Here is a 13683-nt window from a genome sequence, read left to right on the forward strand (position 1 = left end):
TTCCCATGCCACCCAAGAATCGTTCACCCCGGATCGTCGCCGTCGGCAGCTCGTTGACGCTGCCGTGCGGGGTGACCCTGCCCAACCGGATCGCCAAGGCCGCCATGAGCGAACAGCTCGGTGAGGTCACCGGCGCGCCCAGCGCGACGCTGACCAGGCTCTACAGCGCCTGGGGGCGCGGTGGCGCGGGTCTGCTGATCACCGGCAATGTCATGATCGACCGCCGCGCCTACGTCGAGCCGCGCAATGTGACGCTTGAAGACGATCGCCACCTCGAGGCCGTCGGCAACTGGGCTCGAGCGGGATCCCGCGAAGGTTCGGTCATGGTCATGCAGATCAACCACCCCGGACGCGTCGCGGTCGGACCACTGCACCGCCGCCCGGTCGGCCCCTCGGCACTGCGGCCGCAGGCGCTCGGCTTCAACCTGCGCAAGCCACGGGCGCTGAGCCTCGACGACATCGCCGATCTGCGCCGCCGCTACACCCGTACCGCCGAACTCGCGGTGGCAGCGGGCTTTTCCGGAGTGCAGGTACACGCCGCCCACGGCTATCTGCTGTCGCAGTTCCTCTCACCGGTCGCCAACCAGCGATCCGACCGATACGGCGGTAGTCCCGAGAACCGTCGTCGGCTGCTGCTGGAAGTCGTGGCCGACGTGCGACGGGCGATCGGGCCCGGCACTGTTGTCTCGGTGAAGCTCAACTCGGCCGACTTCCAGCGCGGGGGACTGGCCGAAGACGAATCCCTCGATGTCGCCCTCGTGCTCGAACAGGCGGGCATCGATCTGCTGGAGATCTCCGGCGGAAACTACGAAGCTCCCGCCATGACCGGCGTCGTGCAGGACAGTGCCAGGGAGCGCGAAGCGTACTTCCTGCGCTACGCGCGAGAACTGCGCGCCCGCTCGGCGATGCCGCTCATGCTCACCGGCGGCGTCCGTACCCGCGCCTTCATCGACGAGGTGCTCGCTGACAGCGCGGTCGACGTGATCGGGCTGGGCCGCCCGTTCGCAGTGCGGCCCGACATCGCGGGGGATCTGCTGGCCGGGGCCGGGGAACCACAGTGCCTGCCCACAGCACCGCGCATTCCCCTCGCGTCCGCCACCCCGGTCAATTCCTACCTCCAGCTTGCCTGGCACGCAGCGAATTTCCGGCGCATCGCGGCGGGGGACAAGGAGGTGACCGGCCCCGGGGCGGTACGCACCCTGGCCGCCGCGGGTACCACCGTGACCGCGCGCGCACTCACCCAGTTCTGACTTCCGAGGAGAACCCATGTCGCTACCCACCCCCATTCCGACCAGCAGGGCCGTCATCACCGGAGCGTCGTCCGGTATCGGTGCCGCGCTCGCCGAAGGTCTCGCGCAGCGCGGATATTCACTGATCCTGGTGGCGCGGCGCGAGGACCGGCTGCGCGAGCTGGCCGACCGGCTCGCCGCGCGCCACGGCGTCGAATCCGAGGTCCGCGCCGTCGACTTGGCCGACCGCGGCGAACGCGCGAAGCTGTGCGACGAGCTCGCCGGGCGCGACATCGCCGTGCTCTGCAACAACGCGGGCTTCGCCACCTACGGTGACCTCGCCGCCGCCGATCCGGCTCGCGAACGCAGGCAGGTCGAAGTGAACACCGTTGCGGTGCACGACCTCACGATCGCCGTGCTGCCAGGCATGGTGGCGCGTGGCGCGGGCGCGATCCTGGTCACCGGCTCGACAGCGGGCAATCAGCCAGGCCCTGGCAACGCCACCTATGCCGCGTCCAAGGCGTTCGCCAACACCTTGGCCGAGTCCCTGCACGGCGAGCTGGCCGGTTCCGGGGTGCAATGCACCCTGCTCGCGCCCGGACCGGTGCGCACCGAATACGCCGAGGTCGCCGAAGTTCCCGAGCTCGACCGCTTGGTTCCCGGCCCGCTGTGGGTGAGCGCGGAACAGGCTGCGGCGCAGGCGATCGCGGGCATGTCGGCCGGTCGGCGCCGGGTGGTGCCAGGCCTGTTCGCCAAAGCGCAGACCATCGGCGGCCAGTACACCCCGCGCGTGCTCGTCGGACCGCTGCTGCGCGCCGTCTACCGAAAGGTGAAGTAGTCGTGGGCTGGGAACCCGCCATCCGCACCGTCGGACGCTCCCTGAGCACGGATCTGCGTCGCGCGTTCACGATGGGCGACCCGCGCCGGAGCCTCTACCGGGACGCCCACTACTTCAGCGCGACCGTCGAGATCGACCCGGATCGGTTGCGACAGTGGCTGCCCGCCGGGGTCCGGTTGACCGAACCCGCGCGCGCGGACCTGTTCACCGCATGCTTTCCCGACAACAATTTCGGCTCGCCGGGCTACCACGAGGCCGGGCTGTTCGTGCACATCAAAACCCTGCAGGGCACCGGAATCCATTGCCCCTGGATGATTCTCGACGACGATGTGGCCTTGATCATCGGCCGGGAACTGCTCGGGTACCCGAAGAAGCTGGGTCAGATCGACTGGACCGTCACCGACACCGAGATCCGCGCGGAGGCCACCCGCCGTGGGCACAAGCTGCTCAGCATGAGCGGCTCGCTCGGCGCGATCCTGACCGATCCACCGCCGATCCTGGCCCGCCCGCACCGCAATGTGGTCGGCCTCGCCGGTGTCTTCCCGTCCTGGCTGGTGGGTTTCACCCCGCGTGAGCGCGTTGTCGAGGTCCGCCGGATCGACGACTTCCAGCTGACGGTGCTGGGTTCCGAGCGCGATCCCCTCGACCAGTTGGGCATCGGCCGCGTGCTCGAAGCCAGGCTCCATCGGGTCGACCTGCAGGGTGTGTGGGCGCCCCCGATCCCGCTCCGGCCACTCACCCCACTCTTCACCGCCAGCCGACTGCGGCCCCGGACCCTGTGATCGCCGCGCCACCGAGTCCCTCGCCATCCCGCAGGGCATCGAGCGTGGAACGTCATCACACGTCGATTCCGCCCCGATCACGCCCGGCTGCGGCGCCCGAAAGTGGCACGTACGCCACAAATCTGTGCGCGAGAGGGGCTCGCATACGAATCTCGGAGAAGAACACCTCGCCGCACCCACCGGCGCCCTGGCTCAGGGGCTCGGGATTCCGCCCGCCGCACCAACTCAGCACGCAGCTGACCGGCCGCACCTGTGCTGGTCGTCACCGGTGCCCGCCGATCGCGACGTCGACCCGGGCCTCGAACGCATCGAGCACGTCGACGTAGGTGGTGGGGACGCTGACCTGCATCACCGGCCCGGTGTCGGAGGTATCGAACTCGAATGTGAAGAACGAGCAGCAGCCCGATTCCCTCGCCGCGAGTTCTCGCCCGGTGGCTCCACCATCAAGGGCTAGATGTAGCTCCAGGCGGGTCGACGTGGGTCGGCTCGCGCTGCGTACCGACTGCGCGAAGAAGCGGTCGAATTCGGCAATCCGGATCGGTTGCTCGACGGTGGGCAGGGTGCACGCGTCCGGTACCCAGTCGTCCTGTGCTGGTGGGATCGTCATGAATCCACGGTAAGCCTGTACCTGGGTACCGGATGCGAGGTCGAATCTGCGCCGGATTCGGCGGCTGGCTCCGTTGCTACGATGGCGGCCATGGTCAACACTTCCCGATTTGTCCTGTTTGTACGGAATTGGAATCGGTGACCGCGCGCTCGGCGTCGCGCCGCACCCGGATCCTCACCACCGTGGCCGCGGTGTTGGTCATCGTCGTCGGCGCGATCGTATTGGTCGCTGCCCGTGGTGAGGACCGGGTCGCTGGCAGCACGGAATCGGCCGTTGGATCAGCGGTGGTGGTGCGCCCGGACAGCCACCGGCTCACCGATCCGGCCGGGTCGCGGGTGACGCTGGTGGAGTTCTTGGACTTCGAATGTGAGGCGTGCCGGGCGATGTTCCCGGTCGTGGAGCAGTTGCGTGCCGATTACGGGGACCGGGTCACCTTCGTGGTTCGGTACTTTCCGATTCCGTCGCACTTCAATTCTGAGCGCGCCGCCCGTGCCGCCGAGGCTGCCGCGGGTCAGGGACGCTTCGAGCAGATGTATCAGCGGATGTATGAGACTCAGGCCGGGTGGGGTGAGAAACGGGTTCCCCAAGACGCGGTGTTCCGCGGCTTCGCCGTCGAACTGGGCTTGGACATGGCCGCATTCGACGCCGCTTACAACGACCCGGCTACCGCCGCCCGGGTGCTGTCGGACTCCGACGACGGCCTGGCGCTCGGCGTCCAGGGCACACCGACCTTCTTCGTCAATGGCGAGAAGGTCACCGCCCGCGACTATCAAGACCTCGCCGCGGCACTGGATGCAGTCCTGTAGGTGAGCTTCCTCATCGTCGTTGACGGGGACTGCTGCACGGTGCGAGTCGTTTCAAGACCGTGCCGGGGCGGAGTCTGTCCCTGGACGCCGAACAGCTCCGTCGATACCGGCGAAACAACAAGCTGAGAGCCGTACCGTTGAACCAGGAAGGTCAGCGAACGGTGACAAGGAGGCTACTCATGCGGGCATCAAAGGGCGACCGGCTGGTCACGCATGGCCGGGTTGTCGGTGCGCAGGATCACGTTGTCGAAATCGTCGAAGTGCTCGGCCCCAACGGCACGCCGCCCTACCGGGTCCGGGCCGAGAACGGCCATGAGTCCATCATGTCCCCCGGTCCGGACTCCGTTGTGGACCATCGCAAGGGATCGGAGCTCTGACTGCCCGCCGCACTACCTGACTGCTAGCCAAGACGCTCTCACCAAGGCCGCGCGTCGAGGAGGTGGCGCTCGGCTGGACCGGCTCGGTGGGCGCGGCAAACGCTGTTCCAGACCGGCTCCTCGTTACGTATCCAGCAGTGTGCATTGCGCTATTTGGATTCCAGCCGTCCCAGCGGGTGTCGTGCGGCGAGCAGGGTCTGAGCTGTGGTCCAGTCGCTGTGGTCGATGCCGGTGACGTGGCGCAGGTAGGCAAGGGTGACCTGTTGGACGAGCGCTACCCGGTCGGGGCTCTCGTCGGTGGTCTCGGTGACATGCTCGCCGGAGATGCCGCCGAGGAAGTGCTGGCCGCCGAAGACGGTGAGCAGGCTCTTGTTCCCTCGGCTCAATGTGTAGGGGTCGGTTGTCCACGCAGGTCCGCGAGTGGACAGGGGGAGGTCGTCGTCGTCGCCGGCGACCACTAATCCAGGGGCGGTGATGTGGGAGAAGTCCTGTGCGCGGAGCCAGGGAAGGTGCTCGTGAGCGAAGGGTGTGAGTTCGGCACCGCCGTGTCCCGCGGTGGCCAGTTGGATACTGGCCATGATTCGCGGGTCGGACAGGTCCTCGGCGCTGCCGGTCTGTGGATCGGTGACGCGCAACCCCACCAGGATTCCCGCGGTCTGGCCGCCGAAGGAATGCCCTGCGGCGACGATCCGGCCGCGGTCGACCCGGCCTCGCAACCCGGGCACTGCTGCTTCCAGCGCACCGAGGTCGTCGAGAATTCGTTTCATGTCCTGCACGCGGTAGCGCCACAGTTGTGGCTTGCGTGGGTCGTTCGTAGCGAGGGTGATCCGCGTCGAGTCCAGGTGCGTGGCTTGGACCACGACGAAGCCATGGGAGCTCCAGTGATCGACCAGCGGCGCGTAGCCGTCGAGGCTCGAGCCGAATCCGTGAGCGAACAGGACGACGGGCAGATCTGCGCCGGTGACTGGTGCGGAGACTCGTACCTGCAGGTTCTCCCCGCGGCCGGGTGTAGGCAAAGTTAGTGGTTTGACTGTGACGACCGGTGTCGGGGTGGGGTGAGTGATCATGCGGGAGTAAACCTTTCGGGCACGATTCCGTACGCCCGTTGAGGCTCGGAGTTTGTGCGCGCGGTCGCCCTACTGCGAGGACTTGCCTGGATGAGGGGCGCATCGACTACGCTAAAACCTGACGTTGGTGTCAAGGGCAAGTAGTTGCGGCACGGATCACTCGAAGGTTCGAATGCGTATCGGAGAACTCGCTCGCCGGACCGGAGTGTCTGCCCGCGCCCTGCGGTATTACGAACAGCAGCACCTGCTCCAGGCCGAACGGAGCCCCAGCGGCCAGCGTCACTACCCTGAAACCGCTGTTGACCAGGTCCTTCTGATCCAGCAGGCGACGGCGCCACGCCCACCACACTGCGCGGCGATCCGGCGGGGGACCTCGCCGCGGAGGTCATCCGGACCTCGTCCGACCCGTATGTGGGACGGGTGTCGCTGGTGCGGGTGTTCTCCGGCACGCTGCACAGCGAGGACACCGTCCGCGTCTGCGGACCCTCCCACGATGCCGACGACCGGGTCGGCGGGGTCACCGCGCCGTTGGGGAAACAACAGCGGACACTGACCGAGGCGGTCGCCGGCGATATCGCGTTCGTCAGCAAACTCGGCCACGCGGAAACCGGCGACACCCTCTCCGGCACCGGGAAACCCTTGCTCATCGAGCCGTGGCAGCTGCCGGAACCCCTGCTGCCCGTGGCTATTCGGGCGCAGGGGAAGGCCGATGAGGACAAGCTCTCGCAGAGCCTGACCCGGCTCGTCGCCGAGGATCCGTCCCTGCGGCTGGAACACAACGAACACACCCATCAGCTGGTGCTGTGGTGTCTGGGGGAAGCCCACCGGGATGTCGCGCTGGAACGGTTGCGCGGGCGGTTCGCCGTGCGGGTGGACGTGGAACCGTATCGGGTGGCGTTGCGAGAGACGCTCGCCGCGGCGGCCGAGGGGCGCGGCAGGCTGGTGAAGCAGTCCGGCGGGCATGGGCAGTACGCGGTGTGCCAGATCCAGGTGGAACCGCTGCCGACGGGGACGGGATTCGAGTTCGTCGACCGGGTGGTCGGTGGGGTAGTGCCGCGGCAGTTCATCGGATCGGTGGAGAAAGGGGCAAGGGCGCAGGCCGCGCGCGGGGTCACTCCCGGATATCCGCTGGTGGATGTGCGGGTGACACTGGTGGAGGGGAAAGCGCACTCGGTGGACTCCTCCGACGCCGCCTTCCAGACCGCGGGTGCCCTGGCCCTTCGCGACGCGGCGGACACGTCCGGGACCCTGCTGCTCGAACCGGTTGCCGCGGTGCGGGTCACGGTCCCCGACGACCATCTGGGCGCCGTCCTCGGCGACCTGTCCACTCGGCGCGGCCGCATTCTCGGCACCGAACCGGCCGAGACCGGCTGTACCCATATCCGGGCCGAGGTACCCGAACTCGAACTGAGCAGGTATGTCATCGACCTGCGATCGCTCACCCACGGGGCGGGGTCGTTCGCCCGCGGGTATCTGCGGCACGAGCCGATGCCGGCCGCCGTCGCCGAGCGGGCACGCAAGGAAGGCGCCGAGGCGTCGGCCTGAATCGCCGGGCATTCGGTGAATTCGAATTGCAGCCACCGAGGATGCCGACTGGCGGTCAGGACTGGGATTGCGCGGTCTTGGCGAACAGTTCCAGCAGGGTGCTCCACCCGCCGCCGCGTTCGACGATGGTGTCCTGGATGGCCTTGCCGTCGACGAGCCGGTCGAGGTGGCGGTGTTCGAGGGTGACAGCGGTCTGCTCGGGTCCTTCGGCGGTGAAGCGGACCTCGATCTCGCTGGCGCGGGCCGGGTCGGGGTCGTATTCCCAACGCCCGTTGATCTGCCAGGTCACCAACAACCGGTGCGGTGGTTCCCACACCAGCACCCGGCCCCAATCGCATTCGGTGCCGTCGATGCCGCGCTCGTACCAGCGTCCGCCCTCGCCGGGTTCGAGGATCGCGTCGGCCATCTCGGTTTTGCCGATGTGGTAGGCCGCAGGCCACCAGCTGCCGAAGGATTCGGTGAAGAACGCGAACGCGCGGTCCGGGCTCATCGCGACGGTGGCTTTGCCTTCCAGGACAGGCGGTTATCCAGTGGTGCTCATGGTCGATTCTCCTGTTCGGGTTCGGTGGCCGCGGCGTCGGCGGCCTTCTGAAAAGCGGTCAAGGCCTCGTCCCAGATGTTCTGGAAGTAGGCCTGGATCGCGGCGAGGCCTTCGGGGTTGATGCGGTAGATGCGTTTGGTGCCGTCCGGGGTCGCCACGACGAGACCGCCTTCTTTGAGGACACGCAGATGCTGTGACACCGCTTGGCGGGTGATCGGCAATGATTCGGCGAGCTCGCCCACCGACGAGGGTCGCCGGGCGAGACGTTCGAAGATCGCCTTGCGGGTCGGGTCGCCCAATGTCGCCAGATCCACATCTTTGAAAGCCTCCACTTTCGTAAGTGTGCGCTTTCGTATGGTGATGCGCAAGACCTTGCGGCGATACCGGAACAACCCGGCCGATTATCGATGTGCCGGAGGGTGGGTTTCGTACATCCGGATACCGACTGCCACCGCGGCGGCGGCGCTGACAGCGGCGGCGGCCCAGACCGCGGCGTGCAGGCCGAGCAGGTCGGCGACGATGCCGCCCAGGATCGCGCCGACGGCATAGCCGAGGTCGCGCCAGACGCGGTAGACCCCGACCGCGCGCCCCCGCCACAGCGGGTGGGCGACATCGCCGATCACCGCGAGCAGCGTGGGATAGACCATCGCGGTACCAGCGCCGAGCAGGATCGCGCCCGCAGCCCATACGGCGAACCCGTCGGACGCGGCGATGACCGCTAGCGCGCAGGCTTGCAGGGCCATACCCCCGGTGATGAGGTGCTTGCGGCCCCACCGGTCCGAGAATGCCCCGGTGATCAGTTGACCGGCGCCCCACACACCGGGGTAGAGGGCGAACAACAATCCGATCTGGCCGACGGTGAGGTCGGCGGTGGCGAACAGCAGCGGGAACAGCCCCCACGACAGTCCGAAGTTGAGGTTGTTGACCAGCCCGGCGTAGCTGGCCGAGGACAGGGCGGGTTCGGTCAGGCTGGTCGCCACCGCGATCTGGCGATCGGTCAGATCCGCGTGGAGGTGGTCATGGAGTCCGTCGGCGCGCGGGGTGTGTCCGGCGGCTTCTAGGCGGGCGTAGTCGCGGGTTTCACGGATGAACAATCCTGAGATCGCCAGTGCGAGTGCGGCGTAGGCGAGGCCGAGTAGAAACGGCGCCGGGCGCAACCCGTAGCGTTCGGCGAGGTAGCCCGCGAGCAGGGAACTGATCGCGACCGCGCCGTATCCGGCGGCTTCGTTGAGGCCCATCGCGAGGCCGCGCCGGGTGGGTCCGACGAGGTCGATCTTCATCACGACCGTGGTCGACCAGGTCAGGCCCTGGTTGATGCCGAGGAGCACGTTGGCCGCGATGACCCATCCCCAGTTGGGTGCGGCGATGAGCATCAGCGGCACCGGGATCGCGAACAGCCAGCCGATCAGTAGAACGGGTTTGCGACCGTAGCGGTCGGAGAAGGTGCCTGCGAAGTAGTTCGCGATCGCTTTAGTGATCCCGAAGGCGGCGACGTAGGTGAAGATGTAGGTGTAGCCGGTGAGCCCGAATTCGGATTCGGCCAGTAGCGGCAGCACGGTTTGCTGCTGGCCGACCATGCCACCGACGAGGGCGTTGACCGCGACCAGCAGGGCGAACTGCGCGGCGTTTTCCCGCAGTCCCAGGACCGGGGTTCGTGCGCTGGGGCGCAGGCTCATGCCCCGGCCGCCAGGTCCTGACCGAGCGCGGCGGCGTAGTCGGCCGGTGAGCCTGCCAGGATTCGGATGTCGGTGCGGCCGCTGCGTTCCAGGATGCTGGCCGCGGTCATGGCGCGTTCGCCGTGTCCGCACATCACTGCCACCGGCCCGGCCGGGACGTCGACCAGATGCGTGGCGAGCGCGCCGAGTTCGATGTTGTGGGCGGCGGGGACGTGTCCGGCGGTGTACTCGCCGCGTTGGCGGATGTCGAGCACTGTGGGCGCCGGGCGCACGGCCAAGTCGTCGGCATCGAGCAGATCCCCCGTGTCGGTCGGCCCGGTCCAGGCGGTCATCCCGCCGTCGAGTTCGCCGGCCAGAGTGTCGAACCCGACTTTGGCTGCCTCCCAGGCGATGTCGACACGATCCTGGGAGCTGTCGCGGACGATGATCACGGCCCGGTCCGGATCGACCAACCAGCCCAGCCACGTCCCGAACACCGGCCGCAAGGTGATCGACAACGCTCCAGGGAGGTGTCCTGCGGCGAAATCGGCTGCGGCGCGGGCATCGACGACCTGCGCGCCGTCGGCGATCAGCTTGCCGACCTCCTCGCTGGTCAGCGGTGCCAGGGTCGGGGTGGATCCCAGGACAGCCGGGCCCTGATGGTTGATCACACCCAGGCGCAGGAAGTAGTCGGGGAAGGACCCGAGCGAAGCGAGCAAGGCCTCGACGAAGGCATCCTCTCCTTCGACCTGCAACAGCGGATTGGTCGCGCGCTCGCGGCCGATGGTGCTGACGCGTTCGGTGCCGGTGGCTGCCGAGCAGAACGAGCCTGCGCCGTGGGTGGGCCAGACCGGGGTGTCGTCGGGCAGTTCCATCAGCCGCTGGAGCGAGTGGTATTGCGCTCGGGCGAGCGGGATGGTCTGGTCGGGGCTGACCAGATCGGTGCGCCCCGCGGTCCCCACCATCAGCGAGCCGCCGGTGAACACGCCTTTGAGCTGGTCACCCTCGCGCAGCAGATACGACAGATGCTCAGGGGAATGCCCCGGGGTGGCCAGCGCTTCGAGGACGAACTCTCCGATGGTGACGCTTTCTCCATCGCCGAGTGCGGTCACCGCGAACCCGCGGGGGCCGACGTCGGGGGCGATGACGGTCGCGCCGTCGGTTTCCGCGAGTTCCCGCACGCCCGAGATGAAGTCGGCGTGCAGGTGGGTTTCCACCGCGAAGGCGATCTGTAGACCACGGCGCTGCGCTTCGGTGCGAACTTCGCGGACGTCGCGTTCGGGGTCAAGGACCAGCGCGCGCCCGTCGCCGAGGTCGAGCAGGTAGGTCGAGTTGCCCAGTCCCTCGTCGATGACAGGGATGAGGGTGAAGTCGGTCGGCATCGCGCAACTCCTGGGTCGACGGGTTCAGCCACGGACAATATTCCAATCAACCATGGAATACTATGAGACTATTCCATGTTTTCATGGAAGACAACCGCACGGTCCGCAGCCGGCGGCGAAACCACCGCTTCTCTGCTGGCGGGTACGCTATTCCAAAGATGATTGGAGGAGTCGTGAGTGGTGACCGATTCGCCGCGAAGGCGGCACTGTACGAGGCGTTCGCTGCCAGCGGCAAAGCTCTCGCCAGCGGCAAACGTCTCGAACTGCTGGATCTACTCGCCCAAGGTGAGCGGACCGTCGAGTCCCTCGCCGCTGCCGCCGGGTTGAACCTCACGACCGCGTCGGCGCACTTGCAGACACTCAAGCAGGCCGGATTCGTCGCCACCCGCCGTGAGGGCGTGCGGATCCACTACCGCCTCGCCGGCGAGGACGTGGCACAACTGTTCGCGTTGCTACGCAAAGTCGCCGAAGCCCACCAGCCTGCCGTGACACCAGCCCGCGATAACTATCTGGGCCCCGCCGACGGCCAGGAGATGACCCGCGAGGAACTACTGGCCCGCGCCGAGGCCGGACAGATAGTCGTCCTGGATGTGCGCCCCGCACCGGAGTATCAGGCCGCCCATATCCCCGCCGCGGTCAACATCCCCGTCGACCAGCTCGCCGACCGCATCGCCGAACTCCCCGCCGACAGCGAGATCGTCGTCTACTGCCGCGGCGAGTACTGCGTGCTGGCCTACGACGCCGTGCGGCTGCTCACCGACCACGGTCGTCGTGCGATCCGCCTCCACGACGGCATGCTCGAATGGCGCCTGGCCGAATTGCCCCTCGCCACCACGCCCGCCTGACGCCACCGCGTTGCACTGGCATTGGAATTCAGCGCCGCCGAGCTCGGCGCAGCCGCATGGCGGCGCGAATCAGCTGCGGCGCGCTCACCCCGGCAGCGATCGCGGCCAGTGGGACGACGACGTCGACCTGGCCGTGGGGATGACGGGTTGATTCATGACGCTCGCCGATCGGGTGTTAGGGCGGTGCCGAGGATGTGTTCGGCCGCCGGGAAAGGGAAAGCTGTGTCGGGGAATCGGACTCGCTCGTAGTCGGTGAGGATGAACCCCGCATCGGCGAACGCGCGCAGAGTGTCGCGCCCGGTGTGGCAGCCTCCGTTCAGCAGTGGCCAAACCGTGGCGTCGACGCCTCGTTGCGCTCGCCTCATCCGCGCCGACTCGGATCGGACGTGCTCGAAGAACCGCAGGACTCCGCCCGGTTTGAGGACTCGCACGATCTCGGTCAGTGCGGCGCGCTGGTCTGGCACCGAGCACAACACTAGGCTCACTACGACCGCGTCGAACGAACCATCTTCAGCCGCAATGTGTTCGGCGTCCGATTCGATCACCTCGACCGTGATCGGTACTGCCGCTGCGGCGCGTTCAGCCTCGCGGCGCAGCAGCGGTTCCGGCTCGATGGCCACCAACCGGGTCACCGTCGGCGGGTAGAACTCGAAGTTCGCGCCCGGACCGGCGCCCACCTCGAGGACGTCACCGACCAACCCCTCAGTGAGTCGGTGGCGATATCGACTCACCCCGGCCCGCTCCAGGCCGGGGCCGGCCAGGCTCGCATAGAACCGGGCGAAGACCGGACGACTCTTCCATCGCTGCGGCATGGCACCTCACCGCCTAACTGTTCGGCATCGCCTCGCTACACTGCAAGTAAGGAGGTCGATACATAGTGAAGTCACTTCACGATAATGCCGATGGGCGCAGCACCGCTAGTGCCGCGACGGACAAACTGTTCGAACTGACCGAGGTCCTCGGAGCGATGATGGAACGCGGCATGGCCGAGCGCGGACTCACCCAGGCCCGCGCACGACTGCTGTGGCGGCTGCACCACCACGGGCCGCTCACCCAACGCGCTCTCGCCGATCTCCTCGAGGTCACCCCTCGCAACGTCACCGGACTGCTCGACGGACTCGCCGACGACGGCTACGTCGAACGACGACCACACCCAACCGACCGCCGTGCCACGCTGGTGACACTCACCGAACATGGCGCGACGTTCACCGAGACGCTACGAACACAACGTAGCGAGATGGCCGCGGCACTTCTCGAAGGGCTCACCCGAGATCAGGTCCAGAACTTCTTCCAGACCTTGGACATCGTTGTCGACCGGCTCCGCGGCATCGCGCCCGCATGCTGACTCGTCGCTGATCGGGCGGATGACTTCGGGTGTACGCCGAACCCGGCGCCCTGATCGGGAAGTCGGCGATTCGCAACGCCTGGGTCGTCTGGCCTCGTGTGAGCTGTGGGGGTACAGATGGTGAGACGTGCGGCTCCGGGCCGTGGCGGCCGCGACTTCGTGCATTTGGGCTTCGGCGTAGATGATCAAAAGTGGCACAGCTGCCACCCTGTGAATCATATTCGCGCAGGTCAGGCGCTTATGTTGCCGAATTTGTGTGTCTACACGGGCACTCGACACCCGCTGGTGCGCGAGCGCTACTCGCGCTCGAAAATCGAGCCTACAAGCCAGCTTCGAGGAACATCGATCATCACCGAAGCGTGGCACAGCTGCCACCGGTGAAACCTGTTTACGCAGGTCGCGGTCATACAAGGGGCTCTCCTGAGTGTGCGAGTGCACTCGAACACGCAGAAGCCTTGATCTGGCCCGAAGGCCACAAATCTGTGCGCGAGAGGGGACTTGAACCCCTACGTCCGTGGACACCAGAACCTAAATCTGGCGCGTCTGCCAATTTCGCCACTCGCGCTTGGATGTGTACGACCGTCCAAACTCTACCGGGCGAATCGGGCTGAGCGAAGCCTTGGGGCGGCGTGGCGTACTCGTGGGTAACACGACCTGGGGTTAT

At 67.2% G+C, this 13683-nt stretch carries 13 protein-coding genes, 1 tRNA gene and 3 pseudogenes; 9 read left to right on the forward strand and 8 right to left on the reverse strand.

The features are described from left to right. Window positions 1-5: 5 nt before the first annotated feature. The 3 genes from ACFWO8_RS24805 to ACFWO8_RS24815 are packed head-to-tail and all read left to right on the forward strand — an operon-like array spanning window position 6 to window position 2849. Window positions 6-1250 (forward strand): NADH:flavin oxidoreductase/NADH oxidase family protein, encoded by a 1245-nt coding sequence (locus tag ACFWO8_RS24805; protein WP_378963451.1) that lies wholly within the window; start codon window positions 6-8, stop codon window positions 1248-1250. A gap of 16 nt (window positions 1251-1266) precedes the next feature. Then, window positions 1267-2067: an SDR family NAD(P)-dependent oxidoreductase gene (locus ACFWO8_RS24810; protein WP_378963452.1), complete on the forward strand. Its 801-nt coding sequence runs from the start codon at window positions 1267-1269 to the stop codon at window positions 2065-2067. Window positions 2068-2069: 2 nt separating this feature from the next. Then, the gene (locus ACFWO8_RS24815; protein ID WP_378963453.1) at window positions 2070-2849 is read left to right on the forward strand and encodes an acetoacetate decarboxylase family protein; all 780 of its coding nucleotides are present in this window, start codon (window positions 2070-2072) and stop codon (window positions 2847-2849) included. A gap of 262 nt (window positions 2850-3111) precedes the next feature. On the opposite strand, the gene ACFWO8_RS24820 is transcribed toward ACFWO8_RS24815, so the two are convergent. Then, a complete protein-coding gene (locus ACFWO8_RS24820; RefSeq protein WP_378963454.1) occupies window positions 3112-3456 on the reverse strand; it encodes a hypothetical protein in 345 nt (114 codons plus the stop codon). 137 nt (window positions 3457-3593) lie between these two features. Between ACFWO8_RS24820 and ACFWO8_RS24825 the strand changes: the two genes are divergently transcribed. Further along, a complete protein-coding gene (locus ACFWO8_RS24825) occupies window positions 3594-4262 on the forward strand; it encodes a DsbA family protein (RefSeq protein ID WP_378963455.1) in 669 nt (222 codons plus the stop codon). 179 nt (window positions 4263-4441) lie between these two features. Beyond that, on the forward strand, window positions 4442-4639 hold the full coding sequence (locus ACFWO8_RS24830; RefSeq protein ID WP_378963456.1) for a DUF1918 domain-containing protein: 198 nt from the start codon (window positions 4442-4444) through the stop codon (window positions 4637-4639). A 149-nt stretch (window positions 4640-4788) separates the two neighbouring features. Here ACFWO8_RS24830 and ACFWO8_RS24835 read toward each other — a convergent pair. Further along, window positions 4789-5712, reverse strand: a pseudogene (locus ACFWO8_RS24835) (alpha/beta hydrolase family protein); the annotation flags it as partial. 166 nt (window positions 5713-5878) lie between these two features. Between ACFWO8_RS24835 and ACFWO8_RS24840 the strand changes: the two are divergent. Continuing rightward, window positions 5879-6040, forward strand: a pseudogene (locus tag ACFWO8_RS24840) (MerR family DNA-binding transcriptional regulator); the annotation flags it as partial. After that, a pseudogene (locus tag ACFWO8_RS24845) lies at window positions 6037-7251 on the forward strand (EF-Tu/IF-2/RF-3 family GTPase); the annotation flags it as partial. The pseudogenes ACFWO8_RS24840 and ACFWO8_RS24845, both read left to right, overlap by 4 nt. Before the next feature lie 55 nt (window positions 7252-7306). Here the strand turns inward: ACFWO8_RS24845 and ACFWO8_RS24850 are convergent. The 4 genes from ACFWO8_RS24850 to ACFWO8_RS24865 all read right to left on the reverse strand — a co-directional run bounded on the left by ACFWO8_RS24850 (window position 7307) and on the right by ACFWO8_RS24865 (window position 10829). Next, on the reverse strand, window positions 7307-7741 hold the full coding sequence (locus ACFWO8_RS24850) for an SRPBCC family protein (protein ID WP_378963457.1): 435 nt from the start codon (window positions 7739-7741) through the stop codon (window positions 7307-7309). A gap of 47 nt (window positions 7742-7788) precedes the next feature. After that, window positions 7789-8124: an ArsR/SmtB family transcription factor gene (locus ACFWO8_RS24855; RefSeq protein ID WP_378963458.1), complete on the reverse strand. Its 336-nt coding sequence runs from the start codon at window positions 8122-8124 to the stop codon at window positions 7789-7791. A gap of 69 nt (window positions 8125-8193) precedes the next feature. Beyond that, window positions 8194-9468, reverse strand: a complete 1275-nt coding sequence (locus ACFWO8_RS24860) for an MFS transporter (RefSeq protein WP_378963459.1) — start codon at window positions 9466-9468, stop codon at window positions 8194-8196. Next, window positions 9465-10829 carry a rhodanese-like domain-containing protein gene (locus ACFWO8_RS24865; protein ID WP_378963460.1) on the reverse strand — a complete coding sequence of 455 codons (1365 nt, stop codon included), beginning with the start codon at window positions 10827-10829 and terminating at the stop codon, window positions 9465-9467. Before ACFWO8_RS24865 ends, ACFWO8_RS24860 begins: the two co-directional genes overlap by 4 nt. Before the next feature lie 173 nt (window positions 10830-11002). Here ACFWO8_RS24865 and ACFWO8_RS24870 point away from each other — a divergent pair, with 173 nt between their 5' ends. Further along, the gene (locus ACFWO8_RS24870) at window positions 11003-11674 is read left to right on the forward strand and encodes an ArsR/SmtB family transcription factor (protein WP_378963461.1); all 672 of its coding nucleotides are present in this window, start codon (window positions 11003-11005) and stop codon (window positions 11672-11674) included. 152 nt (window positions 11675-11826) lie between these two features. Here ACFWO8_RS24870 and ACFWO8_RS24875 read toward each other — a convergent pair whose 3' ends face one another. After that, on the reverse strand, window positions 11827-12486 hold the full coding sequence (locus ACFWO8_RS24875) for a class I SAM-dependent methyltransferase (RefSeq protein ID WP_378963462.1): 660 nt from the start codon (window positions 12484-12486) through the stop codon (window positions 11827-11829). A 65-nt stretch (window positions 12487-12551) separates the two neighbouring features. Here ACFWO8_RS24875 and ACFWO8_RS24880 point away from each other — a divergent pair, with 65 nt between their 5' ends. After that, window positions 12552-13019, forward strand: a complete 468-nt coding sequence (locus tag ACFWO8_RS24880; RefSeq protein ID WP_378963463.1) for a MarR family winged helix-turn-helix transcriptional regulator — start codon at window positions 12552-12554, stop codon at window positions 13017-13019. A gap of 483 nt (window positions 13020-13502) precedes the next feature. Here ACFWO8_RS24880 and ACFWO8_RS24885 read toward each other — a convergent pair. Further along, window positions 13503-13584 (reverse strand) — tRNA-Leu (locus ACFWO8_RS24885). Window positions 13585-13683 lie beyond the last annotated feature (99 nt).

This window comes from Nocardia sp. NPDC058480, assembly GCF_042720495.1.
Lineage (GTDB): Bacteria > Actinomycetota > Actinomycetes > Mycobacteriales > Mycobacteriaceae > Nocardia.

Excerpts from the sequence above, each read along its gene's own strand:
- ACFWO8_RS24805 (WP_378963451.1), top strand. The coding sequence starts at position 6 with ATGCCACCCAAGAATCGTTCACCCCGGATCGTCGCCGTCGGCAGCTCG.
- ACFWO8_RS24810 (WP_378963452.1), top strand. The coding sequence starts at position 1,267 with ATGTCGCTACCCACCCCCATTCCGACCAGCAGGGCCGTCATCACCGGA.
- ACFWO8_RS24820 (WP_378963454.1), bottom strand. The coding sequence starts at position 3,456 with ATGACGATCCCACCAGCACAGGACGACTGGGTACCGGACGCGTGCACC.
- ACFWO8_RS24830 (WP_378963456.1), top strand. The coding sequence starts at position 4,442 with ATGCGGGCATCAAAGGGCGACCGGCTGGTCACGCATGGCCGGGTTGTC.
- ACFWO8_RS24850 (WP_378963457.1), bottom strand. The coding sequence starts at position 7,741 with ATGAGCCCGGACCGCGCGTTCGCGTTCTTCACCGAATCCTTCGGCAGC.
- ACFWO8_RS24860 (WP_378963459.1), bottom strand. The coding sequence starts at position 9,468 with ATGAGCCTGCGCCCCAGCGCACGAACCCCGGTCCTGGGACTGCGGGAA.
- ACFWO8_RS24865 (WP_378963460.1), bottom strand. The coding sequence starts at position 10,829 with ATGCCGACCGACTTCACCCTCATCCCTGTCATCGACGAGGGACTGGGC.
- ACFWO8_RS24875 (WP_378963462.1), bottom strand. The coding sequence starts at position 12,486 with ATGCCGCAGCGATGGAAGAGTCGTCCGGTCTTCGCCCGGTTCTATGCG.